Below are 20,118 nucleotides of genomic sequence, written 5' to 3'. Positions count from 1 at the left end.
CTTCGGTCCTTTTAGCGGTTCTGTTCAGGATTCCACTGGGCATAGCGCTGGCCGCGCAGGAACTGCCACAAGCCAAGACTCATCCCGGCGAGGGTGACCAGCACAAAGGCGGCGAGGCGGAAGGGTTTGGGCAAGCGGTGTTGCGAATCCATCAATCCGGCTATCGCCACGGCGTAGCCGAACAGTTGTGCAATGAGGCTCAGGCGATAGAAACCGTGCTCGCTCCACAGCCAGAAATTGCTCAGCAACAATGGCAGCAAAAGGATTGGTGCCAGGCGGCGGATCAGTTTGTGGCTGATCAGCGCGATCGAATACAGGCCATATTTCAGCGGATTGAGCAGTTCGCGGCGCTGAGCGAGGCTTTGCAGCCCGCCGACGGTGACGCGTTGACGACGACGGAACTGTTTGTCGGCTTCATCGACGCCTTGGTCGATGACTTGCGCTTGCGGTACATAGACGATGCGTTTGTGCGCGACCGGCGCGCAGGTGCTGATAAAGAAATCGTCGTTAACCTCTGCCGGCACGTTCTGGAACAACTCGCGGCGCAACGCGAGCAGGGCACCGTCGGCGGACACCATGCAACCGGTGCGGTTTTCCACCCGGCGCAGCCAGCCTTCGTAATGTCGATACAGGCTATCGCCGACGCTCAAGCCGCCACCGGTGACCGGGATCACCATGTGCCCGGCACAGGCGCCGACTTGCGGGTCGCTCAATGGCGCCAGCAAATGTCCGAGGGTGTCGCGTGACCATTGGTTGTCGGCATCGGTGAACACCAGAATGTCGCCCGTGCTCAGGGCCACGCCGGCGTTAAGCGTCGCCGCTTTGCCTTGGCGCGGCAGGTCGAGCACGGTAATGCGCGGATCGACGACGTTGTGTGCACAAGCCACGGTGTCATCCGTCGAGCCGTCGCTGGCGAGAATGATCTGCAAACGGGCAGGCTGATAATCCTGGGCCAGCAGCGTGCGCAACTTGTGCTCGATGTGCCGCGCCTCGTTGTGGGCGGCAATCACGATGCTGATGTTCAGCGGCGGCGTTGGGCCATGCCGGCTGGCCGCGAACAGAGGCGCCAGTATCGTCAGCAAAAGCGGGTAACCCACATACGCGTAGACCGGTAGCAACAGGCACATCCAGAAAATGAACTCAGCCACGGGCAGGCCTCCTGGCATTCCAATGACACAGACTGAGAATGAACGCGGCGCCGGCCAGGTGCAGGCGTACCCAGTGCAGGCCCCACAGTTGCAGGGTCAGCAAGAGGTCACGATGCTTGATGCTTTGGCGAATGCTCAGCACCAGCCCCGGCACCAGGGTCAATATCAGCATGGCCGCCGCGTGATGAGGAAAATTGTCGAGCAGGGCCGAGATCGCCAGAAAGTCGAGGAGCCAGACCAGCAGCGAAAGCATCGGGAAACGCAGCAGACGCAGGCTGTAACCGTGGGTGCGCAGCAGTTGCAGATGACTGCCCTGACGCCACATTTCCTTGCCCATCCACTCGCGCCAGTTCATTTCGTAACCCCAGTGCAGGGCTTCGTTGTCGTTGATCGACAGCAGCAACGCACCGTTTTCACGCAGGCGCAGGGTGAACTCCTTGTCTTCGCCGGTACGCAGGCTTTCATTGAAACCGCCGACCTTGTCGAACCAGTCACGGCGCATCAGCAGGTTGGAGCTGGGCAGCCAGTCCACGACGTGCGAGGCCTGCGCGCAAATACGCTGGGTGCGACGCTGCCACGCGATGGCGTACCACGGCGCTTGTGCCGGGATGCCCAGGTCCAGCGCAAACACATCGGCCTGACCACTGGCGTGCAGATCGAACAGCGGCTGCAGCCAGTCTTGCGGCATCTCAACATCGGCATCAATGAAGGCCAGCCAATCACCGGTTGCGACCGCCGTACCGCGATTGCGCAGGGCGCCGATCAGCAAACCCGGATGCACCAGCACTTGTGCGCCAAACTGGCGGGCAATGTGCGGGCCGTCATCGCTCGAACCGTTGTCGACCACGATCAGCTCGCACTCGACGCCGGCGGCGTGGGCGGCTCTTTCTGCCGACAACAAGGTGCGGCCAATGTGCCGGGCTTCGTTGTACATCGGGATGATGATGCTGATTCGGCTCATGCGACGGCCTCCGTGATCGGTTCTTGTTCGGCTTTCAGGCGCAGCACCCAGGTCATGGCAAGCATGATCCACACGTATTTCTGGTTCGGCGCACTGAGGAACATCAGGAACAACGTCAGCGACAGGAAACTCACGCTCAGGTGGGTCATCAGGTCCGCCTGTTGCCAGTCGCGTCGGCGCATCCACACGGCGCGTGCGCGGATCAGGTTGTACAAGCCGAGCCCGAGCATGCCGACGAACATCAGGCCGGCGGGAATACCCAGTTCGCTGAAGATTTCCAGATAAGTGTTGTGAGCGCGGCGATAGAGGTCACCGATCTTGCGGTTGGCCGAAAACGCCTTGGCGTAGCCGGTGGTCGCGTAGTGCAGCGCGAAGGTGCCGGGGCCGGAGCCCAGCAGCGGGTTCTCGCGGATCATCTGCGTACCGACAACGATGTAGGAAGCACGGCGGCCGAGGGATTCGTCGTTATGGCCCTTGGCGCCGGCACTTAATACGCTCAAGGATTGAATGCGCGCCAGGTAACCGGCGGGCATCGCATAGATTGCCAGCGGAATCACGATGGCCGCGCCGAGCATGGCGAAGCCCAGGTGCCGTGGGCGAATTCGTGTCATTTGCGCGCGGTAATGCCAGCCGCCGATCAACAGACTCAAGGCCACGACCACCAGCCCTGAGCGCGATTCGGTCTTGGTCATGCCGCCGAGCAACAGCAGGCAGCACGCGCCCCAGAACAACCGATGCAGCAGGTTAGGGCCGCGAATCACCAGCAGCAGCCCCAGCGGGATGGCGAAGGCGATCAGCATCGCGAAGGCGTTGGGGTCTTCGAGCAGGCCGGCAGCGCGGCCCTGATCCTGGAATCTGGTCGAGAACATCGCCATCGCGCAGGTGCTGCTGACGGCAAGGGTGACCAGTCGGGCGAACAGGTCGAGGTTCAGCTCGCGGCCGATCAACAGGGTGATGACAAACAGGATCAGCCCGACGCTGAGCTCGCGCAGATGCTCCAGCGACATGCCCATGTCATCGGTGTTCAGCAGGCTGAGGAAGTACAGAACCATGAACCCGATCAGGTAACGCCAGATATTGCTGCGCAGGCGTTCGGAGGGAATCTGATGCAGCGCCAGTTGCAGCATCAGAATCACCGCCAGCGAGGCACCGAGCAGTTTGCTGCCGGACAGCGAACTGTCCTTGAAGAAACCTTCGAACGGCACCAGTGCGGCGATACCGAGCAGGCCCCAGGTTGGCTTGCGGTACAACACCGTGAAACCCACCAGGCCCAGCACCGCTCCCGGTGCCAGATACGGATAGGGGCTGGCCAGCAAAGCGATGCAGACCAGACCGAGCAGACTGACGATCGAGAGCGGGAAAATCATGCGCGTGCCTCCCGTGCCGTGCGGATGTAGAGCTGCGACCAGCGTTCGGCCAGGGCCTTGAGGTCGTAGCGATCCTGTTGCGTGCGTTTGGCGTTGTCGCGCAGTTGTCGCGCCAGTTTGGGCTCGCTCAACAACGTTTCGAGCTGATGGGCGAGGGCGGTGCTGTCGGTCGGAGCGGCGAGCAAGCCGTTGTGCCGATGTTCCAGCACATCGGGAATCCCGCCGACACCAAACGCCACCACCGGCACGCCGGCCTGCATTGCCTCCAGCAAAATCATCGGTGTGCCTTCGGTGCGCGAGCTGATCACCAGCGCATCGAGCTGCTGCCACCACGGTTGCATGGCCGTCTGATAACCCGGTAAACGAATCCGTTGCTGCAAACCGGCGTTGTCGATGCGTGCCTGCAACGCCTCGCATTCCGGCCCGTCGCCGAGCATCACGGCGTCCAGTTGCGGGTGCTGATGACACAGCGGGATCAGCGCATCGAGAAACAGATCCGGGCCTTTCTCGCTGCTCAATCGGCCAACGTAACCGGCCAGCCAGCGTTGCCGACCCGCATCGGGAACCATCGCCGCAGCCGCCGGCAAACCATTGGGGATCACCTGCAACTTCTCGGCCTGTACGCTGGCTTCGCGGTGCAACACCGCGATGCTTTCTGCCACGCAGACCACCCGATCCACCGACGCGGTGCGGCACAGTTGCAGGCTGAGCCAGGTGTAGAACTTCTGCTTGCGACTGCGCGGCGTGAAGCCGTGTTGGGTGATGACCAGCGGCAGGCGCAACAGTGTCGCGCCCATCCAGCCAAACAGCAGGCCTTTGAAGTTGTGCGTGTTGATCAGCGGCTTTTCACTGCGACGCTGACGCAGGTGCCGCAACAACTCCCCAAGCCCGCCGCAGCCACGGCCATCCACCCCGGCTTCGCGAAAGCGCTCGATCAATTCTGGCGGCGCGTCGAGAAACAGCACCTGATGCTGCCCCGGCGTCGCCAGACAATGATCCAGCAACATCCGCTCGGCCCCATAGAAACCGCCGCTGCTGAGCAAATGAATGATCGGCAGCGCGGTCTTCGGGGTGGACACGGTGTTCAATTGCGCACCCAGTGCAGGAAGCTCGGCACCGTCCAGTTTTTGTGCGGATTGCTCGGTAGCACGTTCTCGTCGTTGATCACCAGCAACACCGGCAGACCAAGCTCGTGGCTGATTTGCGCCGGGTGTTTGAAGCGATGGTCGAAGAACTCACGCACATAGACCAGGGCAATGGCCAGCAGCAGACCGGTGAACAGGCCGAATGGAATGATCAGCATCGGTTTCGGGAACGCCGCTTCGGTGGGTTCGAACGGCGGGCTGAGCACCCGGGCGTTGGACAGATCGTCGTTCAGCGCGCCGACGGTGCTGCTCTCGGCGAAACGCTGGGCGTAGGTCGAGAACGCGGCGTGCATGGCGTCGATTTCGGTGTCCATCTGCCGCAGCTTGCTTTGGGTTTGCTGCAGGTCACGGATACGGTTCTTGAATTCGGCGATGCGTGCGGTTTTCTGATCGATCACCTGCTTGACCACCGAAAGATCGTTGGTGCGCTCCTGAATCCGGTTGCTCACCACCTTGAGGAACTGCTGGCGGGTGCGGCCGATTTGCTCGCGGGTCAGCAACATGGGTTCACTGCCAGGCTGGAACACCGCAAGGTCGTTCATGTAGCGGCTGACCTGAGTGGTCAGTTGCTCGCCCAGTTGTTTTATTTCCCGATCTTCGAACGCCACATTGTCGACGGTCGTGGTGAAGGTGAAGGGGAAGGTGTAGTCGTTGAGCTTGTTGTTGCTGCTGGCGGCGGCCAGCGCGGTTTTCAGGTATTCGAGCCAGCGCTGGCTTTGCAGCAGGCGATCGCGGTACAGGTTCAGTGCCTGTTCCTCGGTGTTGATCGCGTTCAGGCGGAAGGTGATTTCTTCCTTGGGATCCGCCGCACCGACACTTTCGAGCAGTGCCTGACGGTTGCCTTCCAGGCCGTCGAGCCGTACTTGATACAAGTGCTTTTTGGATTCGTAGAAGGACTGCGGCAGGTCGATCGATTGCAGCGCCTGACGGCTCACCAGATAGTTTTGCAGCAGGGCCGTGACAAAGGTCGTGCCTTGGTGCGGGTCCGGGAAGCTGTAGATGATCGAGATCACGTTGGAGCCCGGCAGGGTCTCGATTTTCAGGCTGTCGATGGCTTGTTGGGTCAGCGCATCTAGGGCTGTGTCACGCACCGGATCGGTTTCCAGCCCGAGCATGTTGCGCGTCGGGTTGATCACGTATTGACGCAGTGGCGAGGTGACGTAGCGCTTGAAGGGCTCGCTCACCAGTTTGTTGAACATGCCGGGCGAGGGCGTGTATTCGCCTTTGTCGCGCAGTTCGCTGATGGTCTGACGGATCAGCGCCGGCGAACGGAGGATGTTGCTCTCGGTTTCCATGTCCGCCAGCGACGGCGGAATGAACGTGGCGTTATCGACCGTCAGTGACGTGGTGGCGTCACCCTGGGAGAGTTTTTTCGACTGCACGATCACCTGTGCGGTGATATCAAAGCTCTGTTTGAGCACCAATGGCAGCAGCAGGGCGATGACTGCAAAGATCAGGAAGACCCGTTTCACCAGTTGCTTGTTGGCGAAGAAGATCCTGAAGAACTCATGCAGGTAGTTTTCCTTTGGATTCATGATCGTTCACCTGGGAGTCAGTTACTGCTGCTGCTTTTATTGTCGACGCGGTAGCCGAAGCTGAACCCGACGCCCTGGAACAACACCACGTCGGCCAATTGCCGGGCGAGTTCGCCGGCGCTGGCCAGTTTGGTTTTCGGTACGAAGAGCATGTCGTCCGGTTGCAGATACGCGATCTGCGAGGCGTCGCCGGCCAGGGCTTTTTCCACGTCGTAATGCACGGCCTGCACCTGATTGCCGTTGCGGCGCATGATCACCACCGAATCCAGGCGCGCCTTGACGTTGGTGCCGCGCGCCAGGGTCAGCGCTTCAAGCACCGACACCGGCCGACGGATCGGATAGGAACCCGGCTGGCCGACTTCACCCAGCACGTAAATCTCGTTGCCGGCGGTGGATTTGAGCAGCACATCCACGGTCATCCGCCCCGGCAGTTGTGCGTATTTCTGGTTAAGGAACGTTTCCAGTTGATTGACGGTCATGCCTTGCAGGGGCACGGCGCCGATCTCCGGGAAACTCGCGTAACCGTCAGTGCCCACGGTGATCTCGCGGCTCATGCCGGTGGCCGGGTGGTTCAGCGCACTTTTCAGGTTCTGCTCGTTAGTCAACGGGCTGATGATCTGCACCGTCAGTTGATTGCGGTTGGGCTGGAACAGTTGTTTGCGCTGATAGGCCCGCTGGATTTCCTGACGGGCCTCATCACTGGTCAGCCCGGCGATTTTCACCGAGGTGTTGGCGCCCGGCAGTTCGATGGTACCGTCGGGCAGCACCAGTTGATTGCCGTTGAGCTGGCTGGCAGCGGTGAAGTTCAGGCCGATCTGGTCACCTGACTGCACGCGGTAGGCGTCCGAGCCGCTGGTGCTGATGTGGAAGATCACGTCCAGCACATCCTGCGGGCGCAGGGTCTGCTCGATCTTCGGCATGTCGGTGGCCTGGGCGTTGGCCGGAGTGGCGGTGAGAATATTCACCGGCATGGTCTGGACTTCGGAAGTGCTGGAGCAACCTGCAAGCGGCAGCAACAGCAGGACAAGCATTCTGGCGTTCATGGCGTCATCCTTCGCGGTGGCCTAGAGGTTTTTGTAAAGCCATTTGGGCATGTAGTACTTGCGCCGGTTAAACACGCTGCCGACCACTTTCGCCCCGGCCTGGGTCAGGCGTTGCACGGCGGCCTGGGCGACTTCCCAGCGGGTGTCTTCGGCGCGTACGACGAACACCACGCCATCGACCTGAGTGCTGATGACCAGCGTGTCGGCGGCGGAGTACACCGCGTCGCCATCGATCACCACAAAGCGGTACTGGCTGCCCAACTGGTCGAGCAACGGGCTCAGGCGCTCGGCGGTCAGGTGTTCCATGGTGCGAATCGGCCGGCCGTTGGGCAGCACATGGAAGGGCAGGCTTGAGACCTGCACCACACAGTCCTGCAACAGCGGCGGGTTATCCGGGCTGAACAGCAAATCCCGCAGGCCGCGCTCCTTGCCCAGGTTCAACTGCTGGGTGAGGTTGCTCGCCGACTGGCTGGCATCGACCAGCAGCACTTGGCCGCTGCTCATTTGTGCCAGTTGACTGGCCAGCGCCAGAGCACTGGTGGTGGTGCCGGCACCGGGGTTGGCGGCGGTCAGGAACAGGATCCGCAGATTGAGATCCAGCACGGTCGAGGTCAGGTTCGATTCGCTGGGACTGGCGATGCTCAGGCTTTTGTTGGTTGAACCGTCCATTAGCTTGCTCCGTGGCCGCTGAATACTTTGAAGGGGGTTTTCAACAGGATCTTCAGATCAAGCAAAAGGCTTTGCTCGGCGATATAGCTGAGGTCCAACTCAACGCGCTGGTCGAAGTCGATGTTGCTGCGTCCGGAGATCTGCCACAGACCGGTCATGCCGGGGTAGATCGCCAGACGTGCGAGGTGGTTGTCCTTGTAGCGATAGGCGTTGAACGAAGTCGGACGAGGGCCGACCAGGCGCATGTCACCGGTCACCACGTTGATCAGGTTGGGCAACTCGTCAAGGCTGGTACGCCGCAGGAAACCGCCGATGCCGGTGATGCGGGGGTCCTTGTCGATCTTGAAATCGATGGCTTCGGCACCGTGCTTGTTGAGATGGCGCAGCGACTCCTTCAACTCTTCGGCGTTGGCGACCATGGTGCGAAATTTGTACATGCCGAACTTGCGGCCGCGATAGCCGGTGCGTTGCTGCACGAACATCACTGGCCCCGGGCTGGTGAACTTGATGGCCAGGGCCAGGCCCAGCAGCACGGGGGAAATCAGCAGCAGAATCAGCAGCGCGCCGAAACAGGCGACCACCCGATTGGTGCGCGACAGTTGCCATGGACGACCGCCATCGCGCCCTGTGAACCACCCGCGGCCTTGGCGGTGGATCGCCGCATCGAGGCGCATTCGGTGCTCGGGGTCGACGCGCTTGTCACGCCGCATCTCTTGGATCGGCACACCTTTTTCATGTCCAGTCATGGAGTCCTCCACATAAACTCAGCCGCGAGCGGCGCGTGGGCGATAGGCAGTGGGGTAGTAGTCGCGGAACCAGGCGATGAAACGCCCCAGTCCTTCATCCAGTTCTATCCGCGGCTGGAAGCCGGTGGCCTGGGCCAGATCGCTGGACTCGGCGCAGGTGTTAAGCACGTCGCCCGGTTGCAGGGGCAGCAGCTCGACAATGGCTTTGAGGCCAAGGTGTTTTTCTATCAGGGCCAGGTAGGTTTTCAGCTCCACCGGGTGTTGCCCGCCGATGTTGAACAGCCGCCACGGCGCCATGCTGCTGGCCGGGTCGGGTAGCTCGCGATCCCATTCAGGACGGGCCAGCGGTGGCTGGTCGGTGAGGCGGGCGATGCTTTCGACGATGTCGTCGATGTAGGTGAAGTCGCGCTGGTGTTCGCCGTAATTGAACAGCTTGAGCGGCGTGCCTTGAGTGATTGCGCGGGCAAACTGGATCGGCGACATGTCCGGCCGACCCCAAGGGCCGTACACAGTGAAGAAGCGCAGCCCGGTGCAGGGAATGCCGAACAGGTGGCTGTAACTGTGGGCCATCAACTCATTGGCTTTCTTGGTCGCGGCGTACAGCGACAGCGGATGATTGACGCCGTCCTTCACGGAGTAGGGCGTGTGCTGGTTGGCGCCATACACCGAGCTCGACGAGGCGTAGATCAAATGCTCGACGGGGTGGTGACGGCAGCTTTCCAGGATATTCAGGAAACCGTTGAGGTTGCTGTCCAGATACGCCCGAGGATTGTCCAGCGAATAACGCACGCCGGCCTGCGCCGCGAGGTGGACCACCACTTGCGGGCGTTCGCGGACAAACAGCGCTTCGATGGCCAGCGCATCGGCCAGGTCAACCGTGGCGAGCTGGAAATCGCCGACCTGCTCGCGCACCCATTGCACGCGGTCGTGCTTGAGTTGCGGGTCGTAGTAGGCGTTGAAATTATCCAGACCGACCACCGAATGCCCGTCGCGCATCAGCCGCAACACGCAATGGGCACCAATGAACCCGGCCGCACCGGTGACCAGAATCTTCATGGCCGCAGCCCTTCAGGGGCGACATGGCGCAGGCCGATGCCGCTGTAGTGCAGGCCGGCCGCCGCCAGGTGTTGCGGGTTATAGAGGTTGCGGCCGTCGACCACGACCCGCGAGCGCAGTTTGCTGGCCAGCAACTCGAAATCGACCACGCGGAAGTTTTTCCACTCGGTGCAAATCACCAGGGCGTCAGCGTCTTCCAGTGTGTCGTCGCGGGTGGCGCACAGATGCAGGTCGTTGCGATAACCGTAAAGGCGCCGGCATTCGGACATGGCTTCCGGATCGTAGGCCTGCACGCTGGCGCCTTCGGCCCACAGTGCGTCCATCAGATAACGGCTGGGGGCTTCGCGCATGTCATCGGTGTTTGGTTTGAACGCCAGGCCCCAGATGGCAATGGACTTGCCGGCCAGACCTTGTGGGAATTGCGCTTTGAGTTTGCTGAACAGAATGTGCCGCTGAGTGTCGTTCACGTCGGTGACGCTGCGCAGCAGTTTCAGCGGCATGCCGTTGTGTTCGGCAGTGTGCAGCAGGGCACGCAGATCCTTGGGAAAGCACGAGCCACCGAAGCCGCAGCCCGGATAAATAAAGTGGTAGCCGATGCGTGGATCGGAGCCGATGCCTTTGCGCACCGCTTCGATGTCGGCGCCGAGCAGTTCGGTGAGGTTGGCCAACTCGTTCATGAAGCTGATGCGGGTGGCGAGCATCGCATTGGCCGCGTACTTGGTCAGCTCGGCGCTGCGGTTGTCCATGAACATCAGTTTTTCGTGGTTGCGGCAGAACGGCGCGTAGAGTTCGCTCATCTGCTCGCGGGCCTCGTCGTCGAGGGTGCCGATTATGATCCGGTCCGGGCGCATGCAGTCAGCGAGCGCGCTGCCTTCCTTGAGGAATTCGGGGTTGGAGACCACGCGTACGGTCAAGGTGCTTTTGCCACGACGCAGCAGTTCGCTGTTGGCGGCGGCCAGCACTTCATCCGCTGTGCCGACCGGTACGGTGGATTTGATGATCAGGGTGCGATCAGCCTCCATGTGCGACGCAATCTGCCGGGCGACGTTGAGCACATGGGAGAGATCAGCGGAGCCGTCCTCATCGGCTGGCGTGCCGACGGCGATGAAGATCAACTCGGCATGGGTGACGGCGTCGCTGGCCTGGGTGCTGAACAGCAGACGACCAGCCTTGATATTTTCTTCAAGTGTGTTCGACAAACCCGGTTCGCTAATGGGCGGCACCGCTTGTTGCAGTTGTTTAATCTTGTTCGGATCAATATCAACGCATAAAACGCGATGTCCGACATCGGCAAGTGCGGCGGCTTGAATCAAACCAACGTAGCCCGTGCCAAATACACTCACGTCCATAATGCGCACCTCTCAAAAACAAAATGAGAACTTAAGAATTGAACTGTCAAAATGGGTATAGCGCAGCGTGCGCAAAGCGTGTCAGCAAAATGACATGTTGCACGTGTATAACACCCGGCTTTTTTCAGGCTATTGGCCATCAAGTGCTTGCTATTACTGGGTTTGTCGCGTTCTTGACGCTTTTTCCCTGTTGAGAAGAAAGCGATAAACGGTCGAGAGCCCTGAAATTAAAGACTTGTAGCCGCTGGAGTGTGTCAGGAATGAGTCAACGTTTTTTTGACGCTTTAGGGAAAAACCAGTCTTTTCTTGCGGTTTGATGGCCGGGTGCTAGTGTCAGGTTTTGACCGACAAACTATTGACCCAATACCGTTTTGTACGACCGGGATTGCCATGTTTCGATATTTGAAAGAACTGCTTTTAGTTGTTTATCTGCTGCTTTATTCCGAATATTACATTGAGCGGTTAAATGCTATCGGTGTTGGTTTTGCTGTACTCCTTTTTGGCGCGATGTTTTTGGCGCTTACTTTAGCGTTATATCTAACGGCTTATATTCGTCAGGCGCTCATTCGGCATTTATTCGCGATAACGATGTTTGTTTCGGCGGTGTTTTTTGATGTCTACACCCGGGTTACGGCCGATTACCTGAGCTACAGCAGCTTCGTCTCGCTGGTGTATTCCGGCGGTTTCATTCAGGAAGCGGCTTACCAGTATCGCGATGCGATCATCCACGGTGCGCTCAGTGGCTTGCTGTTGTTGGTGGGCATCGGTCTCAAACCGCGGCATTCGCTTGTCGTGCCCAACGCATTGCGCGTGGCGGCGCCGATCTGTGGCGTGATCGTGCTCAGCGCTGTGCTGTTTCTGCGCGCCGGTGAGGGCGCCCGGGGCTTGCCGATCATGTACACGCCGCTGGCCTATCTGAACCTGTTCGCCTATGAGGCGCTGCACAACACGGTCGGTCCGCGTGAACCCGTCACACTGGCGCGCAATGGCCAAGCGGTCGGGCATGACATCGTGCTGATCATCGATGAAAGCATCTCCGGCAATTACCTGGACATCAACGCGCCATTCGGTGTGCACAGCAACCTCAAACAACCGCACGCGGGCGTCGACATCTTCAATTACGGTTACGCCGCGTCCATCGCCAATTGCAGCGCCGACACCAACGTCACCTTACGCTACGGCGGCACCCGCGCCGACTACATGCGCATCAACAGTACGCTGCCGTCGATCTGGCAGTACGCAAAAAAGGCCGGGATGCGCACGGTCTACATTGACGCCCAGCGCACCGGCGGTCACTTGCAGAACCTGATGACCGACGCCGAGAAAAAGGACATCGACAAGTTTGTCCAGTTCGACCGTACCAGCGTGCGAGATCGCGACATGGCGGCCGCGCAGAAACTGATCGGTTTGCTCAACGACGACACGCCCGAACTGATCCTGATCAACAAGGTCGGCGCGCATTTTCCGGTGCACGACAAATACCCGGATGCGTTCATGGCTTACCGTCCGACCTTGCCGCGCGGACAGTTCACCGAAGTCGCCGACACCGGCAAACGCGATGGCTTCAATGGTCAACCGGATGACTGGGTGCTGTATCGCAATGCCTACAAGAACACGGTTTTATGGAACGTCGGCGAGTTTTTTGCGCGGGTGTTTGCCCAGGCCAATCTCAACAATGCGCTGGTGATCTATACCTCGGATCACGGTCAGGATCTTCATGAACGTGGCAACCCTGGGCTCAATACGCATTGCGGCGGCGATCCGGTGGAGGAGGAGGGCCTGGTGCCGCTGGTGGTGATTCAGGGCCGCGACTTGAAGACGCTGGATTGGTCGGCGCAACTGGCCGCCAACAAGGATCGCTCCAGTCACTACAACATCTTCCCGACGCTGTTGCAGTTGATGGGTTACGACCTGGCGGGGATCGAGGCGGTGTATGGCAAGCCGTTGACAGTGCCAACGGCGGATGAATTCACCTTCAACTACCGCTTCAACGCGCGGCTGGGGGCCAAGCCTGAGTGGAAACATATTGATCTGGGCAGCATTGTCACGCCGTCGCAGGCACCGACCAGTGTGGCGGCGGGGCAGTAGATTTCGAGGCAAACGCTCAGTCGGCTTGCAAGGCAAACACCCAGATCGCATCGGCTGACGAGTCACAGACATACAGCTTCTGGCGGTCGCGACTGAACACAGGGCTTTGCGGATATTCGCCAGCCGTAAACGTGTGAATGCTGCGCCGCGATACGGTATCGATGATTGAGACGGTTCGTTCGCCGGCACTGCAGCAGCAGGCGAGGCGGCCGTCCGCGCTGACGACAAACCCGTGAGGCAACTGAGCGGTCGGGATCAAGTCAATCAGTTTGCCTACGCCCAGATCAATGACCGCCGTGCTGCTATCGGCGTTGCGATAGGGTACGTAGGCCAACTGATTGTCGGGGCTTAGCGTCACTTCCTCAAAGGAGTTGGGGAGGGTCAAAACACTCTGCGTCTCGGTATTGCGGGTGTTCAGGAACCGCAGTTCATGATGGATGTAGTCGCAGTAGTACAACCGACCGTCGGCACTCAATGCCGCGCCACTGGTGAACGGCCCGGTATCGACGCAGGCGACGACCTTGGCGTTCGCCGTATCGATTTCATGGATGTGCCCGTTCACATGACTGTTGCTGTGCACAAACAACCGCGCGCCGTCAGCGCTGAGCACCAACGAATGTCCCTGGGCAGCGCTGATGGTCTGACGGATACGTTGGCGGCGGGTATCGATGGCCAGTATCAGCGGTTGATCGAGGCCGGTGATGTATGCGGTCACACCACTGTTTTCGATAACGATTGCCATGGGCCGGATTGGTAGCGGTATCACCGCGCTCACCCTGTGCAAGTGCAGGTCGATGATCGACAGGCTGCGGCCTTCGGTATTGCACACGTACGCAACCGGCAGTTTCGGGTGCAGGGCGATGGCTCCGGGTTCACGCCCCACGGTGATGACCTCGATGACCTGGGAGGTGCATTTGATCGGAGCAGTGAGCGTTTCATACATGATTGTTGTCTTCATGGCGGAGTGGCCTTTTGGATTCAACTGCCTCTGTTCGACGGCCTGTTTATTAGATACCCGTGCCCTTTGCTCCGCTACTGTCAGAGTTGACAGGTACCGGCACACAAAAAACACTCGCGGCCGCTATCCTAGAGCCACTTGCAAACTTTGGATGACGGCATGCTTCAGGTTCTGGATGTCTTTAAAAGTTACCTCACCCCCCAAGGCCCATTACCGGTGCTGCAAGGCGTCGACCTGACGCTGGAACCTGGTAGTAGCTTGGCGCTGATGGGCGAGTCCGGCAGTGGCAAAAGCACCCTGCTGCACCTGGTGGCCGGCCTCGACAAGGTCGACAGCGGCAGCATTCGCTGCGGTGAGCATCGACTTGAAGCGATGAACGAAGCGCAACTGGCGAACTGGCGCCGAACGGAAATCGGTCTGGTGTTCCAGCAGTTCAACCTGATCGGCAGTTTGCGCGTCGAGGACAATCTGGCGTTTCAGGCGCGTTTGGCCGGGCGTCATGAACCGCGTTGGCTGGCGCATCTGGTGCAACGCCTGGGGCTGGGCGATTTGCTCAAGCGTTATCCCGAGCAACTGTCCGGTGGCCAGCAGCAACGGGTTGCACTGGGGCGTGCGCTGGCCTCGCAGCCGAAATTGCTGTTGGCCGACGAACCCACGGGCAGCCTCGACGAAGCGACCAGTGATGAAGTACTGCGACTGTTGCTCGAACTGCTTGACGACACGCCGACGACGTTGTTGATGGTCACCCACAGCACGCGTGTGGCGCAACGGTTGGCGCAGCGTGCGGTGTTGTCCAGCGGGCGTCTGCTGTGATCGTCTTCAAACAAACCCTGCGCGCGCTGCTCAGCCATTGGCGGCGGCATCCGGTGCAGTTTTTCAGTGTGCTGACCGGGTTGTGGCTGGCGACCAGCCTGCTGACCGGCGTCGAGGCGCTGAACAGTCAGGCGCGTGACAGTTACGCGCGCGCCAGCCAGTTGATTGGCGGCGAGCCGCAAGCCAGTCTGAGCACACCGAGCGGCGCAACATTCCCTCAGCAATGGTTCATCGATCTGCGCCGTCAGGGCTGGCCGGTCTCACCGTTGTTGCAGGGCCGCTTGAGCCTCAAGGATCACGACAACCAACGTCTTCAGTTGATGGGCATCGAACCGGTGTCGCTGCCGGCCGATTCGGCGGTGGCCGGGCAGGCGATGCCGATCGAGCGGGTCGTCGAGTTTCTCACGCCGCCGGGCAGCACCTGGATTTCCCCGCAAACCTTGCAGGCGTTGAACCTGCAAGAAGGCGCCACGCCGCAAACCCTGGGGGGCCAGAAATTGCCACCCTTGCTGGCGCAAAAAGACATGGCGCCGGGCGTGTTGCTGGTGGACATCGGCATTGCGCAAACCCTGCTCGAACAACCCGGGCAACTGTCACGCTTGTTGTTGCCCAAAGATTTTCACGGCGAGTTGCCGCCCACGTTCAAGGGGCAGTTGCAACTCAAGAGCCGTGGCGAGGAAAACAATCTGGCGCGACTGACCGAGAGTTTTCACCTCAATCTCGATGCCTTGGGCTTTCTCTCGTTCGTCGTTGGTTTGTTCATCGTTCACGCCGCCATTGGGCTTGCGCTGGAACAACGGCGTGGCCTGCTGCGGACCTTGCGAGCCTGTGGTGTCAGCGCGCGGATGTTGATCGGCTGCCTGATCGTCGAACTCGGTGTGCTGGCGCTGATCGGTGGCGTGTTTGGCGTCATCAGTGGTTATTGGCTGGCCAGTGTGTTGCTGCCCGATGTCGCCGCCAGCCTGCGCGGTTTGTATGGCGCGCAGGTGGCAGGGCAGTTGCAACTGAGCCTTTGGTGGTGGTTCAGCGGGATCGGCTTAAGCCTGCTCGGCGCCTTGCTGGCCGGTGCCAACAGCCTGATACGGGCGGCGCGTTTGCCGCTGTTGGCGGTGGCCGATCCGCAAGCCTGGCATCAGCAATATGCGCGCTGGCTGCAGCGCCAGGGTTGGCTGGCTTTTGTGTTGGGCGTGATCGCGCTGCTGGCACTGATCTGGGGCGACAGCCTGGCCAGCGGTTTTGTGCTGATGGTCGGGCTGTTGATCGGCGCCGCGCTGGCCTTGCCGGTGTTGCTCAGTGCGCTATTGAATCAGTTGCTGGGGCGCCGTCGTTCAGTGCTCGGCCAATGGTTTCTCGCCGACTGCCGACAACAACTGCCAGCGCTGAGCCTGGCGTTGATGGCGTTGCTTTTGGCGCTGGCCGCCAATATCGGCGCCGGTAGCATGACCGCCGGTTTTCGCCAGACCTTCAACGACTGGCTCGAACAACGTCTGAGCGCGCAGTTGTACATCAATCCGGTGAATCCGGCACAGGCCCGCGAGATGCACAACTGGCTCAAACAGCAGCCACAGGTCACGGCGATACTGCCCAACTGGCAGGTGTCGGTGACGCTGCATGGCTGGCCGGCGGAGGTGTTCGGGGTGATCGACGATGTCTATTACCGTCAGCACTGGCCGTTGCTCGACTCGGTTGGCGGTGAACCGTGGGCGCATCTGGCGACGGATGATGCGGTGATGCTCAGCGAACAAATGGCCCGACGCTTGAAGGTCCACCCCGGCGATCACATGACGATCCCGACACCCAACGGGCCATGGTCACCGCGCATCGTGGGTATTTACGCCGATTACGGCAATCCCAAGGGGCACCTGCTGGTCAACGTCAATCATCTGTTGCACAACTGGCCGCAACTGACGCCGAACCGCTTCAACCTGCGCATCGACCCGCAGAATATTGCGCCGTTGCTCAGCGCATTGCAGGCGCGTTTCCAACTCGATGACAGCCGTATCGTCGATCAGGCACAGCTCAAGGGCTGGTCGGTTCAGGTGTTCGAACGCACCTTTGCGGCGACGGCGGCGTTGAACAGCCTGACCCTTGCGGTCGCTGGCGTTGCGCTGTTCATCAGCCTGCTGACCCAGAGCCAAAGCCGCCTCGGCCAACTCGCACCGCTGTGGGCATTGGGCGTGACACGACGGCAATTGATGCTGCTCAATCTCGGCCAGACCTGGCTGCTGGCGGTGCTGACGCTGGTCTTGGCGTTGCCGCTGGGGATCGCGCTGGCGTGGTGTCTGGATGCTGTGATCAACGTGCAGGCTTTCGGCTGGCGCCTGCCGCTGCGGGTCTTCCCATGGCAACTGCTGCAACTGATGGGGTTGGCGTTGCTGGCGACATTATTGGCCTCGGCCTGGCCGCTGTATTCGCTGTACCGCACGCAACCTGCAGATCTGCTGAGGACGTTTGCACATGAGGATTAAGCGGGTTGTGCTGTGTGTCGCACTGCTGCTGGGCGGATGTGATCAGTCCACGCCCGAACAGAAGGGTTTTGCCGGAATGGGCAATCAGGCTCAGTCGTTTAAGCCGGTGGTACCGGGGCGAGCGTTCAGCTTTCCGGCCGATCATGGCGCGCACGATGGTTTTCGCATCGAATGGTGGTACGTGACGGCCAATCTCAAGGATCAGCAGGGCAATGATTTCGGTGTGCAATGGACGTTATTTCGCAGTGCGTTGAAACCTGTGCCGGAGCAGGCGGGGTGGGGCAACCAAACCATCTGGCTGGGGCATGCGGCAGTGACCTCCCGTTCTGTTCATCATGCGGCCGAGCGCTATGCGCGGGGCGGTGTGGGGCAGGCGGGCGTGCGGCTGGCGCCGTTCGAAGCGTGGATCGACGATTGGCGGTTTGCCAGTCAAGCGCCGGACCCTCTCAGCGATATGCAGCTGAGTGCTCGTGACACGTCATTCGCCTATCAACTGCACCTCACTTCGAGCCGTCCGTTGGTGCTGCAAGGTGACAAGGGCTTCAGCCAAAAGTCCGAACAGGGCCAGGCCTCGTACTACTACAGCCAGCCATTTTTTCAGGCCAGCGGCACTTTGCAGGTCGACGGTCAGACCTACACTGTCAGCGGCCCGGCGTGGCTTGACCGCGAGTGGAGCAGCCAGCCACTGACGGCCAACCAGACGGGTTGGGACTGGTTCTCGCTGCATCTGGACAACGGCGAACACCTGATGCTCTATCGCATGCGCCAGAAGGACGGTGCGCCCTACCTGACCGGCACCTGGATCGCCGCCGACGGTCAGACGCAAACCCTGCGCGCCGAACAGATCAAACTCACTGCGCAAGACACCGCCGATGTGGCCGGCCGCTCGATGCCGGTGAAATGGTCGATCAGCATCCCTGACAAACACCTCGACATCCGCCTCGACGCACTCAACCCCAACGCGTGGATGAACTTGCGCATTCCTTACTGGGAAGGCCCGGTGCGCATCAGCGGTAACCAGGGTGGGCAAGGGTATCTGGAAATGACAGGTTACTGAGCGTCCTAAAGAACTGACAGTCGGGCGGAGCGTTATTGTCACTTACACGGATGTATTAAAAGTGACCCGTCAGTGTGAAAGTTGAGTATTAGCTCTATCGATGTTTGTTCTTGTACAGGTTGAGGCATGAGGGCACTACATATAAAAGTATGCGTTGAAACTTTCTCGGTAAATTTCGGCGAGATACAGTTTTTAACTTTTCAGTACATAAATTTCATCATTATCCATGGCGACATATACGCCAACTTCCATTAAAATCCTCCCCGTTCGCCCAGTGTCAGGGCTCTTTACCGGTGCATGGATTGCCAGGCCATAACACTGGGCGAACACCATGCAGGAGCAGTTGTATACAATTTCACATAAAAAAGGGGCGACTTTGAAGTCGCCCCTTTTTTTTCCTTGAATCAGACCGGCGTTTGCATCCCGGATTTACCGTGTTGCCCTTGAAAGCGTTTGAGCGTCGCCTGATACATTTTCGTGCGCCGGTGATCTTTCCCGTAGGTGCCTGCCGCAGCGACGGTTCCTGCCTGAATGTGATCCAGATAGCTGAAAATCTTGCGCGGCGACAGGAACTTGATGCCGTAGCCCAAGCCTGCCATCCGGTCCTGCAGCGTATAACCGGGCACTCGGTCATCCATGCAAAAGTGCAGCCCCAGAGACTTCATCAAGCGGACATTCCACAGCGTACAAAAACTTTTGAGGTGAGTTTCCTTATAGGGCTTCGGCTCTTTTGAATGCAGGCCCAAGTGATTCTTTGCGCGTCGAACATGATGCTTGCAGAAACGCGAAGTTAAACGCCAGGTATCTCTCACCACGCCACGATTGATTTGCTCGACACAACCGACGGCGGCGATATCCGGCGTCTTTGTACATTCGCGCATCATCATGGCAAACACTTCCTTGTCGTAGACAAAGGTATCGGTGTGCAGCAGAAACAGATAATCGCTGTCGACTTTTTCCAGCGCCATATCCAGCGCCTTGCCATGCGCAATATGCCCGGCCTCTTTGCAAGGCGATGGCCGTTCGATCAGATTGATCCAGTCCAAAGAACGCAAGTAATCCAAGCTTGCATCCGCCGAATCGTTGTCCACCACCCACACCGCAATACGTTGCTCTTTGACGTGCTCACGCAAAAGCTCAAGGCACATCCTGGTGATGTCCAAGGTTTTGTAATTTACCAAGACAAGGCTGAAGTTCGCCGGTGGCTGGGCTGGTAAATCAATGGCTTTCATATCTGAAGGACTCATCCGCGATTCATGGGCAACAGTGGTTTCATGAGCCGCAACGGTAGCGAGGCAACCTTAGGCGAAGCTTAATTTCCGGGTTCGCGTGGGTGACAGGCTAAACTGCGCGCCCATTTACGCTTCAAGGAAGAGAAGGCCAGCGCCGTTACCTCACGGATGAACCCACTTTCCCTCTACCACCTGGTCCTGTAATGGCTGTGCGTGTGGCCAAAAAAACTGTTCCGCCAAATTGCCCGGCATTGCTCGCGCAAACGCTATGCACGTCTCGCCGGCGCCGTTGAGCGCTTGCTGTTTCGCTACCTCAAACACACCTCAAAACTGAGTAAGCGCTCCATAAACCCCACCGTGTTCGGGTAGTTCGTGGATGACTTCGATACGCGGCAGATCAGCCGACAGTGGCTTGCGTTTGCCTCGGCGCGGTGTCGCGGCAACAACTTCTTCATCAGCGTCGCCAACCAACGGCATGGGTTC

At 59.7% G+C, this 20,118-nt stretch carries 16 protein-coding genes and 1 pseudogene; 4 read left to right on the top strand and 13 right to left on the bottom strand.

The window, feature by feature from the left end; genetic code table 11:
* Positions 1 to 11: 11 nt before the first annotated feature.
* Genes AACY11_RS23920 through AACY11_RS23875 form a run of 10 tightly spaced genes read right to left on the bottom strand, consistent with a single transcriptional unit; the run spans position 12 to position 11,019 of the window.
* Positions 12 to 1,148 (bottom strand): glycosyltransferase family 2 protein, encoded by a 1,137-nt coding sequence (locus AACY11_RS23920; protein WP_221729557.1) that lies wholly within the window; start codon positions 1,146 to 1,148, stop codon positions 12 to 14.
* Complete coding sequence (locus AACY11_RS23915; RefSeq protein ID WP_339495846.1) at positions 1,141 to 2,109, bottom strand: glycosyltransferase; 969 nt, start codon at positions 2,107 to 2,109, stop codon at positions 1,141 to 1,143. Before AACY11_RS23915 ends, AACY11_RS23920 begins: the two co-directional genes overlap by 8 nt.
* The gene (locus AACY11_RS23910; protein WP_339432512.1) at positions 2,106 to 3,476 is read right to left on the bottom strand and encodes an O-antigen ligase family protein; all 1,371 of its coding nucleotides are present in this window, start codon (positions 3,474 to 3,476) and stop codon (positions 2,106 to 2,108) included. The genes AACY11_RS23915 and AACY11_RS23910 overlap by 4 nt, the downstream gene beginning before the upstream one ends.
* Positions 3,473 to 4,564, bottom strand: coding sequence for a glycosyltransferase family 4 protein (locus AACY11_RS23905; protein WP_339432511.1), 1,092 nt, complete (start codon positions 4,562 to 4,564; stop codon positions 3,473 to 3,475). The genes AACY11_RS23910 and AACY11_RS23905 overlap by 4 nt, the downstream gene beginning before the upstream one ends.
* Entirely contained in the window at positions 4,561 to 6,156 is a 1,596-nt protein-coding gene (locus AACY11_RS23900) for a GumC family protein (protein WP_339495844.1), read from the bottom strand. The genes AACY11_RS23905 and AACY11_RS23900 overlap by 4 nt, the downstream gene beginning before the upstream one ends.
* A gap of 17 nt (positions 6,157 to 6,173) precedes the next feature.
* Positions 6,174 to 7,199 carry a polysaccharide biosynthesis/export family protein gene (locus AACY11_RS23895; RefSeq protein WP_221729562.1) on the bottom strand — a complete coding sequence of 342 codons (1,026 nt, stop codon included), beginning with the start codon at positions 7,197 to 7,199 and terminating at the stop codon, positions 6,174 to 6,176.
* 21 nt (positions 7,200 to 7,220) lie between these two features.
* Entirely contained in the window at positions 7,221 to 7,868 is a 648-nt protein-coding gene (locus AACY11_RS23890) for a CpsD/CapB family tyrosine-protein kinase (RefSeq protein ID WP_339465650.1), read from the bottom strand.
* Positions 7,868 to 8,614 carry a sugar transferase gene (locus AACY11_RS23885; RefSeq protein WP_339432508.1) on the bottom strand — a complete coding sequence of 249 codons (747 nt, stop codon included), beginning with the start codon at positions 8,612 to 8,614 and terminating at the stop codon, positions 7,868 to 7,870. The genes AACY11_RS23890 and AACY11_RS23885 overlap by 1 nt, the downstream gene beginning before the upstream one ends.
* Before the next feature lie 18 nt (positions 8,615 to 8,632).
* Complete coding sequence (locus AACY11_RS23880) at positions 8,633 to 9,670, bottom strand: NAD-dependent epimerase (protein WP_339465649.1); 1,038 nt, start codon at positions 9,668 to 9,670, stop codon at positions 8,633 to 8,635.
* Entirely contained in the window at positions 9,667 to 11,019 is a 1,353-nt protein-coding gene (locus AACY11_RS23875) for a UDP-glucose dehydrogenase family protein (RefSeq protein ID WP_339432506.1), read from the bottom strand. The genes AACY11_RS23880 and AACY11_RS23875 overlap by 4 nt, the downstream gene beginning before the upstream one ends.
* A 390-nt stretch (positions 11,020 to 11,409) precedes the next feature.
* Here AACY11_RS23875 and AACY11_RS23870 point away from each other — a divergent pair, with 390 nt between their 5' ends.
* Positions 11,410 to 13,107 carry a sulfatase-like hydrolase/transferase gene (locus AACY11_RS23870; RefSeq protein ID WP_339495842.1) on the top strand — a complete coding sequence of 566 codons (1,698 nt, stop codon included), beginning with the start codon at positions 11,410 to 11,412 and terminating at the stop codon, positions 13,105 to 13,107.
* A gap of 16 nt (positions 13,108 to 13,123) precedes the next feature.
* On the opposite strand, the gene AACY11_RS23865 is transcribed toward AACY11_RS23870, so the two are convergent.
* Positions 13,124 to 14,065: a YncE family protein gene (locus AACY11_RS23865; protein ID WP_221729568.1), complete on the bottom strand. Its 942-nt coding sequence runs from the start codon at positions 14,063 to 14,065 to the stop codon at positions 13,124 to 13,126.
* A gap of 159 nt (positions 14,066 to 14,224) precedes the next feature.
* Here AACY11_RS23865 and AACY11_RS23860 point away from each other — a divergent pair, with 159 nt between their 5' ends.
* Genes AACY11_RS23860 through AACY11_RS23850 form a run of 3 tightly spaced genes read left to right on the top strand, consistent with a single transcriptional unit; the run spans position 14,225 to position 18,403 of the window.
* A complete protein-coding gene (locus AACY11_RS23860; RefSeq protein WP_339495840.1) occupies positions 14,225 to 14,878 on the top strand; it encodes an ABC transporter ATP-binding protein in 654 nt (217 codons plus the stop codon).
* On the top strand, positions 14,875 to 17,346 hold the full coding sequence (locus AACY11_RS23855; protein ID WP_339495838.1) for an ABC transporter permease: 2,472 nt from the start codon (positions 14,875 to 14,877) through the stop codon (positions 17,344 to 17,346). Before AACY11_RS23860 ends, AACY11_RS23855 begins: the two co-directional genes overlap by 4 nt.
* Positions 17,336 to 18,403 (top strand): lipocalin-like domain-containing protein, encoded by a 1,068-nt coding sequence (locus AACY11_RS23850; protein WP_339432502.1) that lies wholly within the window; start codon positions 17,336 to 17,338, stop codon positions 18,401 to 18,403. The genes AACY11_RS23855 and AACY11_RS23850 overlap by 11 nt, the downstream gene beginning before the upstream one ends.
* A gap of 404 nt (positions 18,404 to 18,807) precedes the next feature.
* On the opposite strand, the gene AACY11_RS23845 is transcribed toward AACY11_RS23850, so the two are convergent.
* Positions 18,808 to 19,635 (bottom strand): glycosyltransferase family 2 protein, encoded by an 828-nt coding sequence (locus AACY11_RS23845; RefSeq protein WP_339432501.1) that lies wholly within the window; start codon positions 19,633 to 19,635, stop codon positions 18,808 to 18,810.
* 357 nt (positions 19,636 to 19,992) lie between these two features.
* Positions 19,993 to 20,118, bottom strand: a pseudogene (locus AACY11_RS23840) (IS66 family transposase); the annotation flags it as partial.

It is taken from the genome of Pseudomonas sp. RA_105y_Pfl2_P56, assembly GCF_963970845.1.
Classification (GTDB): Bacteria; Pseudomonadota; Gammaproteobacteria; order Pseudomonadales; family Pseudomonadaceae; genus Aquipseudomonas; species Aquipseudomonas baetica_A.
Note: the sequence above shows the minus strand (reverse complement) of the source record. Positions and strands in the feature narration are given on the sequence as shown.